Source organism: Carnobacterium sp. CS13 (assembly GCF_016653495.1).
Taxonomy (GTDB): Bacteria; Bacillota; Bacilli; order Lactobacillales; family Carnobacteriaceae; genus Carnobacterium_A; species Carnobacterium_A antarcticum.
The window spans coordinates 1536697-1553409 of sequence record NZ_CP067364.1; the positions used below are offsets into that span (position 1 = coordinate 1536697).

Consider the following 16713-nt stretch of genomic DNA (forward strand, 5'->3'; position numbering starts at 1 on the left):
CTATAAGTTACAAATATAATCTACTACTGATTAAAGAGGCTGCGACAAAACTAAATTTGTCGCAGCCTCTGTACATATATGCCTTAGCGCTGCGTTTTTATTCTCTGTAAAAACAAATGATTAGCAACCAGCATTAACGGTTACATATTTTCAAGTCGCAAAGTCATATCACCATATTTGATCCATTCTAACTTTCTAAACAATTCTGAGATTAGCCACGTTAAGATAGCTGGTGCAATAAAACAAAAAACAGCAATTTTAAGCCATATTTCACCCATTGGGTATCCTGCTTCTGTCATTTTAGCTAATACGCCTAAAGGAGCCACTAAACCAGAAGTTCCTGTTGCCGCTGCTGCTGAGACACTTTCCATTTTGAAAATCGTCGTCACAAAAGGTCCTAAAATCATTCCAGCCAGTGTTGGCGGAAGAAAAATAACCGGTTTTCGGACAATATTAGCTACTTGAATCATCGGCGAGCCAAACGCTTGTGTCACAAATCCGCCCCAACCATTTTCACGAAGACTTTGAATTCCGAAACCAATACATTGCGCACAGCCTCCGACTACCGCTGCACCAGATGCTGGTCCGGCAATACCGATCATGATCGCAATGGCCGTGCTGCTGATTGGCAACGTTAATGTAATGCCCATCACTCCAGCTACTAAGATACCCATTGGGATCGGTTGCAATTCTGTTGCCCGATTAATGATTTCTCCTAGCCCAATCATAAAACCATTGATTCCCGGTCCAATCAAAGTTCCAACAATAGAACCTGTGATCGCTGTAACCGCAGGAGTCACAACAACATCGATAGGCGTTTCTTTTGAAACGACTTTTCCAAGCTCTGCCCCAACAACGGCTGCCACGAAAGCACCTACTGGGCCGCCTAACTCATAACCTATAAATCCAGTGATAACCGAAGAGAATAATACGAGTGGCGGAGATTTTAATCCCAATGCTACCGCTACAGCAATTCCAGGTCCAGCCATTTCTTTTGCTCTGGGAGCCAGTACATCAGTTAAATACGGCATATCCAAAAAATTACCCGCTGTTTCAAAAATAACCCCAAGAATTAATGTAGCAAATAAACCTAATGCCATAAATGATAACGCGTCAATAAAATAACGTTGAAAACTGATTTCAATATCTTTTCGTTTCAGGAACGCTTTAAACTTGTTTTGGTTCTGAGGTTCTTGTTGCGCGGAATTCGTTGTCTTATTCTTCTTCTGTTTGTCCTGTTTTTTAGCCATACTGTTAACCCTTCTTTCCTCTTTTTTTAGCCCATCCACCGCTTTAAATGGTTTAATGGCTCTATTTATAAATAGCTGCATTTGTTTCTTTAATAAAAAATTCTTAGCTATAAGCAAAACAATACATTAATAAGTGCTTTAAATAATATTGCTTATAGTTTAGCTCCTCTCTTCCTCCTTCCCTATTAACTTTTTGCAGAACATTTATAAATTCTGTTCTACAAAAAAAGCTTACAATCCTTTTTATAAAGTTTTGTAAGCCTTTTCTTATTATTCATTTTATCAATCTCATGATCTATTTGCATTATCTCTCAAGGATAAAAAGATTCCCCGTTTTTCTCTATAGAGCTAACCGTTCTTAAAAGAAAAAGGTATAATCTAAAAATAACAGTATTCCAAAGATAGTCGCTACTGCTAATGTCCATGGAATGATCTTAATAAGAACCTTACCTTCTGAGCCTAATATCCCGGCGGTGGTCGTTCCTAAGATAATATTTCCTGGAGCAATAGATGTTCCTATTCCGCCTCCTGCAGTCTGTGCACCCAAAATAGCTGGCGTTTTCAACCCGATAATTTCTGAAACTTGCAGTTGAAAATCGCCAAACAAAATGTTGGAAGACATATTGCTTCCGGTTATAAATGATCCTAACAAACCGATAAAGGGAGCAATGAACACGTATTGTTCCTTTAAGACAGTAGAAATTCCTTGCGCTAAAACAAAGGTTTGTCCTGTTCCAGCCATTACTCGTGAAATAGACAATAAGGAAAGGACAGCAATGCTAGGCGATAATGCTTTTTTAAATGCTCTTACAAAAAGATCCTTTAATACTCTGCCTTTAATAAGGCCTTTTTTCCGATAATAAAAATAAGAAAGCAACGAAGAAACGAGTAAAAACATACTAGCATGTGTCAAGGGAGTCAAAGGTGCATATTGTTCAATCGCACTATTGATTACACCATAGCCTGTTTGCGTTTCTCCAAAACGCGGACCGAAACTGAAAGCACCTAACCAATTAGTTACAACAGGAACCAATAAAACAACCAGCGAAATAACTGTCACCAAGTAATAAGGCAGCAAAGCTTGATTCGTAGACATTGCTGTTTCAGGTACAGCCGTCTCTTCTTCTTTTCGGATCATGATGCGGCTATTCGTTAACTGCCATTCTGTACGGTACAAAGGCGTTTTAGATAAGCCGATAATGGCTAATAAAGAAATAGCACTAGGAACAAAAGCAGCCAATTCTGGATTAATGACTGAAAAAATCATCTGTCCGCCTCCTTGGATCAAGGTAATGACCGCAACGGCGATAAACCCTTTTCTTACACCTTTCCATCCGCCATAAAAATAAGTAATAATATAACTAAATAAAATCGTTAAAATCAATAAGAAGAAGGAAGCATATAAAGCAGATTGGAAAATCAATGCTTTGTCTTCAATCCCCGTTTGAATCAATAAGGCATTCCAGCCTAACGCTAACGTTCCAAAGGTGCCTGCCCAACTGTGCCCTAATAAAGGAATGATAACAGCCCACATTGGCGCAACCCCGATGTTCAATAACAATGGCGCGGCTACAAGCACAGGGACACCAAATCCGGTTATCCCTTGCAGAAAACTGGCAAAAACGATTCCAATCAACATGATTCGGATCAGTTCATTTGGCGCTAATTTCCTAAACAATTGATTGAGCGTGTCGAAAGCTTTTGACTCGCTGCTCACTTCATACAATAAAATTGCTGTTATAATAACTAAAACAATTCCGGTAGAATTCCAAACGGCTTTTAATAATTCACTAGAAATCACAGTACCATTCGCTTTAAAGAACACTACTCCTAAGATTACGGTGACTGCCAATGTAAAGGGAGCCGCTTTTGATGCGCCCCACTGAAAGCCGATCATCAAAACAAGCAATAAAATAATTGGGACGGTACACAATGACCAAAAAAACAAATTAATAGGTATATTCATTCACACTTTACTCCTTTACTTTTCTATAATGGTATTCTAAACAGTGTTGCGAAACTAAGTTCTCTGTCACAATGAACTTAGTGTATCCTCAAAACCAATTTTTTTCCACAAAAAAATCTAATCATCCAATCAAATGACTAGAAAGCTATTTTACTATTTGATTTTCTATTTTAAATGAAAGTATAGTATGATAGTTTAGTGAAAATAAGTTTGTCTTTCTGAATAATACCATAAATAGAGTTTTCATTTTATTTCTGCTACACTTAGTATACCTTTTTCTGTTAGCGCATTCACTTGCAAATAAAACTAAAAATAGTGCTGTTTTCTATCTCTAGTGGATAAAAATTTTATTTAATCAAAACAAGGACGTGACAAAATGAAGTTAACGGTACAAGATGTCTTACAGTTTGCTTCCCTCAAAGAAGCTTCAGTACTGACTAAAAGACAAGGATTACAGAATGAAGTGAGCGGCGTTATGATTGTCGAAGCTTCTGACATTGAAAATTGGGCACGCGAAGGAGAATTGTTATTGAGCAGTTTTTTTGCCCTACAAGACCTCTCCCCTATCGAAGTCAAAACGTTTTTCAAAAAAATGCATCAATTAAAACTTAGCGGCTTGATCATTAAGGTCGATCGGTTGGTCGAACAAATACCCGATTTAATTTTGCAAGCTTGTACCCAATACTCTATCCCACTTATTAAAATTCCTAAAGAAACAAAATATGAACCTATCTTACTCGAAGTTATGGGAACCTTGATGAATAATAACGTTATTTTATTGGAAAAGTACTATGCTCTGCAAAATCAATTTACAAAAATGGCTCTAACAGAACCGCAACTGATCGATATCTTATTTGTTTTAAAAGAGTTGATACAAAAACCCGTTAGTTTAAAAAACACATTAAAAGAACAATGGATCAGTACCGACCCTATTTTTGATGATGCCGTAATTAAAGATACCGTCCCGTTAAACAAAAAGAAGTATATGAATTACGATTATATCAAACGACACGTCAGCTATAAACATATAGAAGACCAACAATTTTTCACACAATTGGTTGTCCATATCCCCAATTTAGAATTCAATTCTTTTGAATTGATCATCCACGAGATGAATTCTCCTATTCCTCATGAAGACTATATGGCAATTGAAAACACCGTTAGTTTTTTACAAATGGAATTATTAAAGCAGTATGCTGTTTCGCAAAACAATTTAAATTATAAAAATAACATTATTTATGATTTGTTAAATAATCGAATGGAAAATAAAGAAGAAATAAAAGAAAAAATTCGTTCCTTACAATTGACTGAATCCCCTAGTTATCGAGTGATTATTTGTAAGTATTCTAATTTGATCTCTACGCAAAAGCAATTATCTAAACCAGCAAATACATTTGCTGCTTTTTTTAGCGAAGAAATCAAACGAAAATGGCAACATTGCGTCTATTTAATACGGGATAATAAAGTTGTGTTTATTGTGGATACCAAAGACGAAAACGACAATCAAATCAAAGAAAAGTTAAAGCAAGTCAGCAGTCTGATCAAAAGTAATCTCGGTTTAAATAAATTAAAATTAGCGATCAGTTTCAGCTCTGTAGACGACCTTTTTCATTTATCTGATTTATATAAAGAAGCCAATGATACACAAAAGATCATTGAGTTATTCGGTGAAACTGAAGCGGTTTACAGCTATCAAGATATTGGCATTTACCAACTTTTTTCAGAAAGCACCAATATAAAACAATTTATAAAATACATTCCTGTCCCCTTATTAGAACTAGAAGAAAACCATAGCGACTTGATTGAAACGCTAAAAGTTTTTCTTGATACCAATCAAAATTACAAAACAACCGCTGCTATCCTTTTTGTTCACCCTAAAACAGTACGCTACCGAATCGATAAAATAAAAAAACTGACAACCATCAATTTTTCAAATGCAGAACAATTGCTGCAGCTCAATATTGGTCTCCGCATTTTGAAGTTAGTCTCACACCAAAAGATAAATTAAACCTTTTTCCATCGCTGCTATAAAAAGAACCAGTCCTATTACTTATGTGCAGAGCATATGAGTAATAGGACTGGTTCTTTTTAGTCTATTGCCATTTCTCCTTCCTCTCCTAGCAAATCTTACCTAAGAAATTGTTCACTTTTCTTTGCTTCTATCTGTCAAAAAACTAAAAAGTTTCATCTAAGGCAAAATTAACTTAAAATGAACAAAAAAGGTTGCTAAATAGCACCAGTTTAGCTATACTTTAACTAAGGTTTAGGTAACCCTTAATATTTTCGTACTTATAATTAAATGATCAAATGAAAGAAAGGAAGTTGTACATGATTGACGTGAAAAACCTTACTGTTACTTACCAAGACGAACCAGCTCTTTCAGATGTATCTCTTACTATTAGAGAACAAGCTATTACTGGAGTTATCGGACCGAACGGAGCTGGAAAATCGACTTTGTTAAAAGGAATGATGGGTTTGGTAAAAACAGAATCAGGAGTTACTACAGTTGATAATCAGCCTTTAAACAACGTAAGGAAAGAAATTGCTTATGTTGAACAACGAAATACGGTTGATTTAACCTTTCCAATCAAAGTAGAAGAAACAGTTTTGTTAGGAACTTTTCCTAAATTAGGTCTTTTCCATCGTCCAAAAGAACGAGAAAGACAAAAAGTTACGGAAAGTTTAAAAAAAGTTAAAATGGAAGAATTTAGAAATCGGCAAATCGGAGAACTTTCCGGAGGACAACTGCAACGTGTCTTTATTGCTCGTGCGCTAGCTCAAGAAGCCGATATCATCTTTTTAGACGAACCTTTTGTAGGTATTGACATGAACAGTGAAAAAGTGATCATCGATTTACTCAAACAGCTTCGAGATGAAGGAAAAACCATTTTAGTCGTGCATCATGATTTAAGCAAAGTAACGACTTATTTTGATGACTTAGTTATCTTAAACCAATCTCTCATCAGCTATGGACCGATTGCTGAATCGTTTACAACCAGTAATATAAAAGCAGCTTATGGCGATTCAATGGGTGATTTGATGATTAAGGGGGTCAAAGACTAATGATTGCACACTTTATAGATGGTTTAACTAAATACCAGTTTTTACAAAATGCACTATTTACTTCAATCGTTATCGGAATCGTATCAGGAGTTATCGGTTGTTTCATCATTCTAAGAGGAATGTCTTTAATGGGAGATGCTATTTCCCATGCTGTTCTTCCAGGTGTAGCCGTGTCTTACATTGTAGGAGTAAACTACTTTATTGGGGCAACTGTTTTTGGCGTATTTGCGGCATTACTTATTGGCTTAGTAACGCAACACAGTAAGCTGAAAAGCGACACAGCCATCGGCATTGTTTTCAGTTCGTTTTTTGCTGCTGGAATTATTGCTATTTCTTTTGCAAAAAGCTCGACTGATTTATACCATATTTTATTTGGGAATGTATTGGCCGTCACACAAACCGACATGATCATCACTGTTGTGGTTGCTATTTTAGTTATTTTATTTGTTGTTCTTTTTTATAAAGAATTGCTCGTCAGTTCTTTTGACCCCGTTATGTCGCAAGCTTACGGTTTAAAAGTACAATTCATCCATTATGTCTTGATGTTGCTGCTTACATTAGTAGCTGTTGCAGCTTTACAAACTGTCGGAACAATACTAGTTGTGGCAATGCTGATCACTCCTGCAGCGACTGCTTACCTACTATCAAATAAATTATCTACAATGATTCTAATAGCTTCTACAATTGGCATTATCAGTTCCGTGGTCGGATTGTTCTTAAGTTATTCATATAACTTAGCGTCTGGTGCTGCGATCGTATTGACAACTACGGTATTTTTCTTAGTTGCATTCTTATTTTCACCAAAACAAAACCTACTAATAAAGAGAAGGAAGGATAAAAAATGAAAAAAATCAATTTACTCCTGGCTTTAATAGCGGTCACTGTTCTGGTAGCAGCTTGCGGCAATAGCTCATCTGACTCGTCAGCTCCTGCTAATGAGAACGATAAATTACAAGTTGTTGCAACGAACTCTATTTTAGCGGATATGATCAAAAATGTTGCGGCCGACAATGTCGACTTGCACAGTATCGTCCCCGTCGGAACAGATCCGCATGAATACGAACCTCTTCCAGCTGATATTGAAAAAGGCACTGAAGCGGATGTCGTTTTTTATAACGGACTGAATCTTGAAACTGGCGGAAATGGCTGGTTTACCAAATTAATGGAAACCGCTGGAAAAGAAGACGGAAAAGATTACTTTGCTGCCAGCGAAGGCGTCGAACCAATGTACTTGTCATCAAAAGGACAAGAAACAGAGCAAGATCCTCATGCTTGGCTGGATATCAGCAATGGTATTCAATACATTGAAAATATTACTAAAGTCTTGTCAGATAAAGATCCAGCTAACAAAGAAACCTATGAAGCCAATGCAAAAGAATACACAGAAAAACTGGCTCAATTAGATGCTGAAGCAAAAGAAAAATTCAAAGACATTCCCGACGATCAAAAATTACTCGTAACCAGTGAAGGAGCTTTTAAATATTTCTCTGCAGCTTATGGAGTAACGGGAGCTTATATTTGGGAAATCAATACCGAAAGCCAAGGAACCCCTGATCAAATGAGCTCGATTATCGATCAAGTTAGAGACAGCAATGTTCCCGCTTTGTTTGTCGAAACCAGTGTAGACAAAAGAAGTATGAACAGCGTTTCGAAAGAAACCGGTGTCCCTATCTATTCCACGATTTTTACTGACTCCATCGCAAAAGAAGGCGAAGATGGCGACAGCTATTACGGCATGATGGAATGGAATTTAACCAAGATACACGAAGGCTTAATTCAATAAAAATAAAAAACGAATTCTCTTATAAAAGGGAATTCGTTTTTTTATTATCTTTTTTAAACCTTTAAAGCAAAAGATAATCGTGTTCGCTTAGTAAGTAGATTGGATATTTCCTTCCGCCTATTTTATCTCAATTATTTGGTTATAATTGTACCGCCTTGTCCAGTTAAAACTTGTTCAATATTTTCTAGTGACGTGATCATCGCTTTGCCTTCAGGGTGGTTTTCAACAAAAGCAATCGCGGCTTCAACTTTTGGCAACATACTGCCAGGCGCAAATTGGTTATCCTTAATGTACTGTTTCATTTCTGACACTGTAACTTGTTCTAGTTTCTTTTGATCAGGCTCGTTGTAGTTCACGTAAACATTGTCGACCCCAGTTAAAATAATCAGCAGATCCGCTTTAACCAATTCAGCTAGTTTTTGTGAAGCAAAATCTTTATCTATTACGGCTTCAACACCGATTAACTGTCCATCTTTTTCAATCACCGGTATTCCTCCGCCGCCAACAGAAATAGTCACTACACCATTTTCGACTAATTGATTGACAGCACGATATTCTTTGATGCTAACAGGTTTCGGCGAAGGAACGACTTTTCGCCAGCCGCGGCCTGCATCTTCTTTAAATAAAGAGCCAGTAGCTGTCATTGCTTGTTGAGCATCTCTCTCATTCAAAAAAGGGCCAATGGGTTTTGTCGGGTTTTCAAAAGCTGAATCGGCTTCATCAACCACTACTTGCGTTACAATAGAAACAACCGATTTAGACAGATTTCTTTTTTCCAAAGCGTTTCCCAATGCGTTCTGCATCCAAAAGCCAATGCTCCCTTGAGTCATTGCTACACAGGTATCCAATGGCATTGCTGGGTTTTTTTCACTATCGGCCGCAGCTTGTTGCAGCACTAAATTGCCGACTTGCGGACCATTCCCATGTGAGATAATCAAATCATCGCCATTTTCAATAAATTTGACTAAATATTCTGCTGTACGGGCTAATGCTGCTTGTTGAGCTGCGGCACTAGCGTCGTCAGATAATATCGCATTACCGCCTAAAGCTATTACAATTTTTTGTTTTGTCATGGTTGTCCTGTCCCCTCTTTTACATATTGCCAATATCAATTGTACCATTAAAAATTTGAATTAAAGCTACTCCAAATAAAACAATTATCACTGCTGCAGCAATTAGTTCGTTTTTCGTAAAAATTTTCCGATTGTTCTCTTTTTGTGCCCAAGCAAAGATAAAAATTCCTGGGGCGTAAAGCAGCATAGTGATCAATAGATAATTAATTCCTCCGGCATAAATCAACCATAAAGAAAAAATACTTGCAAAGAATCCGATCATTATATTTCTAGTACGATTAGGAGTAGTTTTAGATTCCGATAATGATAATTTTAGCTGATAAAATGCTGTAAAGGCATAAGGAATTAAAATAGCCGATGAAGCTAAAGAAAAAGCAAAATTATAAGCTCGTTCACTGATTAGAAATGTAAATAAAAACAATTGAACAATAATATTGGTAAAAATAAGCGAATTGACCGGCGCATCATTTTTATTTTTCTTAGTAAAAAACTTCGGAAACGATCCTTCTCTGGCAGCTTGATAAGGCAGTTCAGCCGTTAACATGGTCCAAGCCAGCCAAGCACCAGCGACGGAAATGATCACTCCTATATTAATCAAAATAGCACCCCAGTGTCCAACAACACTTTCTAAAAGAGAAGCCATTGCGGGTTGGTTTAGCTCAGCTAGTTCAGGACGAGAAAGGACACCCATTGATAAAATAGTTGTCAATAAATAAATACTGATCACAGTAGCTAACCCTAAAATAGTAGCTTTTCCAACGTCTGATTTTTTCGCAGCACGCCCAGAAAAAACTACGGCTCCTTCGATCCCGATAAATACCCATACTGTTACCAGCATAGTCCCTCTGACTTGGTCCATCACTTCTCCGAAACTAAAACCGCCATTTTGTGTTCCCCAAAAATCAGCGGTAAAAACATCTAGCCTAAATGCAATAAACATCGTTACAAGGAATATAGCTAATGGAATCAATTTAGCAAATGTAACGATCGTATTGATAAACGAAGCTGTCTGAATTCCTTTTAAAATCAATCCATGCACAAGCCAAAGCATAATAGACGCTCCGATAACCGAAGCCAGGTTCTGACCATTCCCAAACAAAGGGAAGAAATATCCTATCGAACTGAACATCAACGTTCCGTAAGCTACATTTCCTAAAAATGCAGACAGCCAATACCCCCAGGCAGAGTTAAAGCCCATATAATCGCCAAAACCTGCTCGTGCATAACTGTAAATGCCGGCTTCTAGATCTGGCCGTTTGGCAGATAAGTTTTGAAAGCTGAACGCCAATAACCCCATTCCTACACCTGTAACTAACCAGCCAATGATTACCGGCCCGGGGGATGCTGTTAGTGCCATATCGGACATTAAATTAAAAATTCCGCCACCAATAATTGATCCCACGACTAAACTCATCAATGGGATCAATCCTAATTTTTTTTCATTCATTTTATTTGCCCCATTCCCATACTGTATTTGTTAAGACAGCATCAGAGCATCAGGGAACCAAAACTCCTCATGCTCGTAACCTATTGGGTCAAAGCTAGACTTTAGGAATGAATAAGTTGCCTAGAGTAGCAGCCATGATCGCTTTGATCGAGTGCATTCTATTCTCTGCTTGGACGAATTGACGCGCATGCGGGCTTCTGAAAGCTTCATCCGTGATTTCCATCGCTGTGATGTGATGATCTTTTTCCACTTGTTTTCCATAAACGGTTTCGACATCATGGAAAGCCGGTAAACAGTGTAAAATAATTACATCTTCTTTACCCGTGGCGCGTACCATTTCCATATTGATTTGATAAGGCGTCAATAATTCGATACGTTCTGCAAATTTGTCTTCTTCGCCCATTGAAACCCATACGTCGGTATACAATACATCCGCGTTCTTAACTCCTTTAGCGACTTCATCGGTAATCATCACTTCGCTACCGGCTTCTTCGGCATACTCTTGTGCCATGTCAATTAAATGTTGTTCAGGGAATAGAGATTTAGGAGAAACAATCCGTATGTTTACACCTAGAATCGCTGCTGTGACCAATAAACTATTGGCGACATTATTACGTCCATCTCCGACATACGCTAAAGTGATCCCTTCTAAACGGCCAAAGTTTTCTTTAACAGTTAAAAAATCAGCAATCATTTGAGTTGGATGCCATTCATCGGTTAAACCGTTCCAAACCGGCACACCTGAAAATTCAGCTAATTGTTCTACAGAGCGTTGACTGAATCCTCTAAACTCTATTCCATCAAACATACTGCCTAATACACGAGCCGTATCTTCAACCGATTCTTTTTTGCCCAGTTGGATATCGTCTTTGCCTAAATATTCAGGGTGGGCACCTAAATCAATGGCAGCTGTTGTGAAAGCAGCTCGTGTTCGAGTAGAAGCCTTTTCAAATAATAAAGCTATATTTTTCCCCTCTAAATAATGATGAGGAATACCTTTTTTCTTCAATAATTTTAAATGTTCTGAGAACTCGATTAAATACACTAACTCTTCTTTAGTAAAGTCCTTTTCAGCTAAGAAGCTGCGCCCTTGAAATACTTGTTTACTCATCTTTATTCCTCCTAGTTTTTTTATCCTATCTCTCTTTTTAGCGTTTTATGTCTTCACGAACTAACGGCATGCTCATACAGCGAGGACCGCCACGACCTCTAGAAAGTTCACTCGAGGCAATTTCAATTACTTTAATTCCATGTTGCCGTAATAGTTCATTCGATACATAATTTCGGTCATAGGTAACTACTACTCCTGGAGCGATAGCCAATGTATTCGAGCCATCATTCCATTGCTCACGAGGGGCTGCAATGGCATCGCCTCCGCCACAAGGAATCAAATCTAATTTTTCTACACCAAGCGCTTCGCGTAAAACCTCTTGCAAATCTTTGCGGTGAGTAATTTTAAGCTTGCCGGATTCCTCACCTTGTTCAAGGATATACGTATCTACTTCTCCGCCATTTTTTTGAATACCAGGATGTATTGTAAATTTATCATAATCTACCATCGTGAAGACGGTATCCAAATGCATCATAGCCCGCACGTTAGGAATCTTAATAGCCAATATTCTTTCGAAATTTGAATGGCGATCAAACAATTCATGAGCTAGCTTTTCAATTGCTTTAGCTGAAGTTCGTTGCGAGATACCTAAAGCCAATACTTTATCATTCAGTACCAGTTCATCTCCGCCTTCAATATGAGAAGTGTGATTCCGATCTCGCCAAATTTCGACTCCTTGGTCAGCAAAACGTGGATGGTGCTTCATTATCGTTTCAATAAACATCGACTCGCGATTACGGGCTTCATAAGTCATATGGTTAACCGTCACTCCATTACCTAATGAAGCAGCCGGATCTCTAGTGAAATAAAGGTTTGGCATTGGATCCATATAAAAAGGATAGTCTTCTCCATTGGAAGCTGTCGTTAAATCATTTGACGGAATAGCGATATCTTTTTTACGAACGCCTGCCATTATAGTATCTACCATTTCCTGTGTTTCAAATTTCATTAGATGATCTTTTAATGCACTCATAACCGCTTCTGATTCAATATTTGATTCAGCTAACATACGGTCAATAAACTCTTCCTTGATATTTCCCGCATCAATAGCTTCCGCCGATAATTTTTCTAAATACAATACTTCCACACCATTATCTTCTAATGTTTTAGCAAAAGCATCGTGTTCTTTTTGAATAACTGGCAAATGAGGGATATCATCAAACAATAAACGTTCCATAATAGCGGGTGTTAAATTTTCAACTTCTTTTCCTGGCCTTTTCAATAAAACAGTTTTTAACGGTCCAATCTCTGACATAACATGAATCGGTTTATTCATTTTAGTTTCCTCCTCTGGTTTATTCTTACATCCTTATAATAGCGGTAACAAAATAAAAAGAAACGCATTAATCATCAAACAAAATGTCGATTTACTCACATTTTCACAATGGTTTTTCATATATATTCTTTATAAAGTATAACTGTTATCAATCGCTTTATTATGCTGTATATTTAATGTGTTTATACATCTTTTATAAATTTAATAATTCTAAAAAAATTTGAATAAACTCTTGTTCCAAATTGCAAATTGAATTCTGAGCTACTTTAAAGTTTGTGTACTAAAAATGGAACAGCTGGGTTAAATAGATTCTCGATACTCTTCTTTAATTACGATTTGAGATATTTCATTTAGACAATCTCACAAAAACATGAGCAGTTTAAATGTGCATTAATCATTATCTAAAGCAAAAACAACCTGTTTTAACGTTCGCGGTTTTTTTAGTTTATCTATTATACACAAAAACCTCTAAAAACATGTGAATTAAAGCGCATGACAATTCATAAAAAATTCTCTTTTAAATTATATCCTAACCTTCTTTAGTCAGAAAAAGATTTAAAATAAGTGATGTCTTTAAACGCAAAATGTTTACGTTCATATTCGATTTTCCCTGCTTCTTTTAACTGTTTTACTACACTCCCAACTGTTTCTCTGGAGCAGCCGCTGATGTCAGCAATCTCGTTGATTGTAATTGGAAAAGGAATTTCAATTAGAGCAGGTGTTGTATAGATACCCAATTCTTCCATCAAGTAAGACAATGTTTTAACAATACGACTGGTTGCACTGGAAACGGCTAAATATTGAATGCGCTTCTCTTGCTGTTTTAAAAGCACAGCGATATTTTTGTAAAGGTACAGAAGTTGTTCTGCATTAGATGTTACCTGTTCTTCAAATATTTTAGTGGGAATATAGTATACTTCAATATCAGTAACAGCATAAGCAGAAAAATAATACTCTTCATCAGAAAACATCCCCCCATACGGGAATAAGGTGTCTGGTTTAGTATAGTCGATATATGAGAAAGTATCGCTTTCATCATAGCTTTCGATTCGAACTAATCCTTTGGCTAGATAATATATTTTTTCGCGCTTATCTCCTTCATCAAATAAGACTTGGCCTTTTTTATAGGTTCTAAAAAAAAACTCGTTTTTAAGGCAGTTAAACTCTCTATCGGTAAAATTTGAAAAAACAGGTTTGTAGCGTAATTCATACAATTGGTTAAGCTTCATCTGTTTAGTTGGCATTTTACTCTCTCCTCACATATTTCGAAAATAAATGAAAGCGGTTACTTACTTGTAAGTATAATATAGCACAAAGAATATAAATTTACTTTAATGAAGCAGTTATATTAAAATATGAAGAAATTTAAATTAAAAAAATGACCTTTATTCATCCCTGAATATTAGATCATTTTTCTTATTTTATGTAAATTCCATCAAAGCAAAAAACCTTCTCTTGGTACTTTTTCAATAAATTTAGCACGCAGAACATACCGTTGTTGTTCTGTCAGGTTGCAAGTAATCAATGTCAGCATCTTTTCATCTATCTGTTCATCCCATAGCGGTATTTCTTTTGAATCTACGGTTAGACTGCTAGTCATGACATAGATATAGACCATTTCCAAATCAGTCATATATATTTTTTGGCCCTTTTTCAGCTGATGCAATGGACCGAACAATAAGTTAGAGTTATCTAAATAATTTCCAGCTAATGTGTAGTTGCCTTCGCCCATTGTTTGATCAGGTGCTAATGTAACTGCCCCTACTGCCAATCCTTCATTGGAAACGCCTTTGATGATTGGCATGTCAATTTTAGCTGTGGGAATCACAAGTTTTCCAACGATTGGCATATCTTGAATTTTTTGACTAGCTTTCACTATGGTTTTCAAATCAAGGTTCTCAATGCTGTCATAATCAAATGTACTTGCAACTTGTTGGTTACGCTCTACAGTTGCGAGTGTTAATTCTTGTTTTAAGTAGTGTTGATTCATCCAAGATACCAGTTTGTGTTTCACTGGATTGACCAATAAGGCAAAACAACCGCTAAGCAGCAAAAAAAGCGCTATGCCTTTAATCATTCGATTCTTTTTATGCACAACCGCACCTCCTTATGATGTATCCCTTTACATTATGCCACATCATTTTTAGTTTTTACATTTCTTCCCCTTGGATCTATACCATTTGTTAAAAAATTAAACTTTTCTTAATGAATGAATAAATAAAAAAAGAAGAACGACGCTTTATTTTTGCGCAATGTTCTTCTTAATCCTTTTTTAGATGTCATCCTGTTCCAAATTAATGATCAGCAACCACCGTTTCTTCAGTTATTTTTTTATTGTCCCCTAATTCGATCAGCAACTGTTTTTTTTCCGCAATCTTAAAGAATGGCAAATAAATCAAATAAGAAATCACAATAGTACAAACTGACCAAATAGCGGCTGGGATATTGCCATTCGTTGCTAAGTAAGGTCCAATGATTGGCGGAATTGTCCAAGGAACGAGAAAAACAATTTTCCCGATAATACCGACTTTCATCAATACATAACTGCTTGCTCCTAGAACCATCGGTGTCGCAATAAATGGAATCATCATTAGCGGATTCATCACAATAGGAAAACCAAAAATCACCGGCTCATTGATACAAAAGATAGCTGATGGAAAAGACAGTTTCCCAAGAGAACGGTATAGTTTGCTTTTTGAACGCAGCATCGCCAATACCAACCCCATCGTGCCACCGGATCCGCCAATGCTCATAAATAAAATCCAGAACCCGTCGGCTACTTCATAAGGAATCGGCTGGCCATTTTGAAATGCCGCTGTATTAGCAGCTAAGTAGCTCAAGAAAATCGGAGTTGCGATCCCAGCTAAAACATTTGGTCCATGAATACCGCAGCTCCACAAAAAACAGGCCAATAATGTATAGACCATCAAACCTGGCAATGTGCTCAACCCAAAAACCAGCGGCTGAAAAATCCATTGCAAGATCTCATTTAAATTGATTTTCAATAAAACATGAATGATCCAAATACTGCCGATCACTGTAGCAGCTGGCATCATACTGGCAAATGACCGAGATACTGAAGGCGGAACGCCTTCAGGCATTTTTATGGTGATGTTCTTAACGACGAAAAAACGGTAAACAAATGTAGTAAAAATTGCTACCAAAATAGCGGTAAACATGCCGGTGGCATCCAATAAAGCAGGATCGATTGTGAAGTCTTCCGTTAATGTCGCTAATAGAAAAGCGACAGTTGTGATCACTGTATTGGAAATGGGATCTACACCAAACCCTATAGCGAGGTTATACCCTATTCCAATCGCCACAATTAAACCCAAAACGCCAAAAGTCACTGAAACAGGAGCATTCAACATTCCGGAAACAGGTTCTATGAAATCCGTCCAGGCTTTGATCGGCAAGTTTCCTAAAATCAAAAAAAAGCTTCCGACAATCGTAAAAGGAATCGTCAAAGTCAATCCATTACGGATGGCAACCAGTACTTTGTTTTCTCCAATTTTTAAAAAGACCGGCAATACATATTTTTCTAATCCTGCTAACATTTGGCTCTCCTCCTTCAGATTCCTTGTTATGAATAACTTTAGTTTACCCTATTAAGTTAACTGTTGGAAAATTTTTAACCTTATCACAAGCTAAAACCAAAACCTCTTAGAGAATAAAACAAGAGATTCAAACAAAATGGACAATGCCTCTTTTGGTTGAATCTCTATTTTATCGTTTGCTTTGCTT

Annotated in this window: 13 protein-coding genes; 4 read left to right on the forward strand and 9 right to left on the reverse strand. The window is 36.9% G+C overall.

Annotation, left to right across the window (positions count from 1 at the left end; genetic code table 11):
• Positions 1-140: 140 nt before the first annotated feature.
• The gene (locus JHE06_RS07395; protein ID WP_201088354.1) at positions 141-1250 is read right to left on the reverse strand and encodes a PTS transporter subunit IIC; all 1110 of its coding nucleotides are present in this window, start codon (positions 1248-1250) and stop codon (positions 141-143) included.
• Positions 1251-1608: 358 nt separating this feature from the next.
• Positions 1609-3216: an L-lactate permease gene (locus JHE06_RS07400; protein WP_201088355.1), complete on the reverse strand. Its 1608-nt coding sequence runs from the start codon at positions 3214-3216 to the stop codon at positions 1609-1611.
• Positions 3217-3592: 376 nt separating this feature from the next.
• Between JHE06_RS07400 and JHE06_RS07405 the strand changes: the two genes are divergently transcribed.
• From JHE06_RS07405 to JHE06_RS07420, 4 genes are all read left to right on the forward strand, one after another.
• Positions 3593-5224, forward strand: coding sequence for a PucR family transcriptional regulator (locus JHE06_RS07405; protein ID WP_201088356.1), 1632 nt, complete (start codon positions 3593-3595; stop codon positions 5222-5224).
• A 320-nt stretch (positions 5225-5544) separates the two neighbouring features.
• Positions 5545-6279 (forward strand): metal ABC transporter ATP-binding protein, encoded by a 735-nt coding sequence (locus tag JHE06_RS07410; protein WP_201088357.1) that lies wholly within the window; start codon positions 5545-5547, stop codon positions 6277-6279.
• Positions 6279-7124 carry a metal ABC transporter permease gene (locus JHE06_RS07415; protein WP_201088358.1) on the forward strand — a complete coding sequence of 282 codons (846 nt, stop codon included), beginning with the start codon at positions 6279-6281 and terminating at the stop codon, positions 7122-7124. Before JHE06_RS07410 ends, JHE06_RS07415 begins: the two co-directional genes overlap by 1 nt.
• Positions 7121-8062 (forward strand): metal ABC transporter substrate-binding protein, encoded by a 942-nt coding sequence (locus tag JHE06_RS07420; RefSeq protein WP_201088359.1) that lies wholly within the window; start codon positions 7121-7123, stop codon positions 8060-8062. The genes JHE06_RS07415 and JHE06_RS07420 overlap by 4 nt, the downstream gene beginning before the upstream one ends.
• 131 nt (positions 8063-8193) lie before the next feature.
• Here JHE06_RS07420 and arcC read toward each other — a convergent pair whose 3' ends face one another.
• From arcC to JHE06_RS07455, 7 genes are all read right to left on the reverse strand, one after another.
• Positions 8194-9135: a carbamate kinase gene (arcC, locus tag JHE06_RS07425; protein ID WP_201088360.1), complete on the reverse strand. Its 942-nt coding sequence runs from the start codon at positions 9133-9135 to the stop codon at positions 8194-8196.
• Positions 9136-9154: 19 nt separating this feature from the next.
• Complete coding sequence (gene arcD, locus JHE06_RS07430; RefSeq protein WP_201088361.1) at positions 9155-10582, reverse strand: arginine-ornithine antiporter; 1428 nt, start codon at positions 10580-10582, stop codon at positions 9155-9157.
• Positions 10583-10676: 94 nt separating this feature from the next.
• Positions 10677-11693 carry an ornithine carbamoyltransferase gene (gene argF, locus JHE06_RS07435; RefSeq protein WP_201088362.1) on the reverse strand — a complete coding sequence of 339 codons (1017 nt, stop codon included), beginning with the start codon at positions 11691-11693 and terminating at the stop codon, positions 10677-10679.
• A gap of 37 nt (positions 11694-11730) precedes the next feature.
• Positions 11731-12969, reverse strand: coding sequence for an arginine deiminase (gene arcA / locus JHE06_RS07440; RefSeq protein WP_058918771.1), 1239 nt, complete (start codon positions 12967-12969; stop codon positions 11731-11733).
• 539 nt (positions 12970-13508) lie between these two features.
• Positions 13509-14213, reverse strand: coding sequence for a Crp/Fnr family transcriptional regulator (locus JHE06_RS07445; protein WP_201088363.1), 705 nt, complete (start codon positions 14211-14213; stop codon positions 13509-13511).
• Positions 14214-14404: 191 nt separating this feature from the next.
• On the reverse strand, positions 14405-15064 hold the full coding sequence (locus tag JHE06_RS07450) for a class A sortase (protein WP_201088364.1): 660 nt from the start codon (positions 15062-15064) through the stop codon (positions 14405-14407).
• A 199-nt stretch (positions 15065-15263) separates the two neighbouring features.
• On the reverse strand, positions 15264-16526 hold the full coding sequence (locus tag JHE06_RS07455) for a PTS sugar transporter subunit IIC (RefSeq protein ID WP_058918774.1): 1263 nt from the start codon (positions 16524-16526) through the stop codon (positions 15264-15266).
• Positions 16527-16713: the final 187 nt, after the last annotated feature.

Coding starts and splice junctions, on each gene's coding strand:
- JHE06_RS07395 (WP_201088354.1), bottom strand. CDS start 1,250: ATGGCTAAAAAACAGGACAAACAGAAGAAGAATAAGACAACGAATTCC.
- JHE06_RS07400 (WP_201088355.1), bottom strand. CDS start 3,216: ATGAATATACCTATTAATTTGTTTTTTTGGTCATTGTGTACCGTCCCA.
- JHE06_RS07405 (WP_201088356.1), top strand. CDS start 3,593: ATGAAGTTAACGGTACAAGATGTCTTACAGTTTGCTTCCCTCAAAGAA.
- JHE06_RS07410 (WP_201088357.1), top strand. CDS start 5,545: ATGATTGACGTGAAAAACCTTACTGTTACTTACCAAGACGAACCAGCT.
- JHE06_RS07415 (WP_201088358.1), top strand. CDS start 6,279: ATGATTGCACACTTTATAGATGGTTTAACTAAATACCAGTTTTTACAA.
- JHE06_RS07420 (WP_201088359.1), top strand. CDS start 7,121: ATGAAAAAAATCAATTTACTCCTGGCTTTAATAGCGGTCACTGTTCTG.
- arcC (WP_201088360.1), bottom strand. CDS start 9,135: ATGACAAAACAAAAAATTGTAATAGCTTTAGGCGGTAATGCGATATTA.
- arcD (WP_201088361.1), bottom strand. CDS start 10,582: ATGAATGAAAAAAAATTAGGATTGATCCCATTGATGAGTTTAGTCGTG.
- argF (WP_201088362.1), bottom strand. CDS start 11,693: ATGAGTAAACAAGTATTTCAAGGGCGCAGCTTCTTAGCTGAAAAGGAC.
- arcA (WP_058918771.1), bottom strand. CDS start 12,969: ATGAATAAACCGATTCATGTTATGTCAGAGATTGGACCGTTAAAAACT.
- JHE06_RS07445 (WP_201088363.1), bottom strand. CDS start 14,213: ATGCCAACTAAACAGATGAAGCTTAACCAATTGTATGAATTACGCTAC.
- JHE06_RS07455 (WP_058918774.1), bottom strand. CDS start 16,526: ATGTTAGCAGGATTAGAAAAATATGTATTGCCGGTCTTTTTAAAAATT.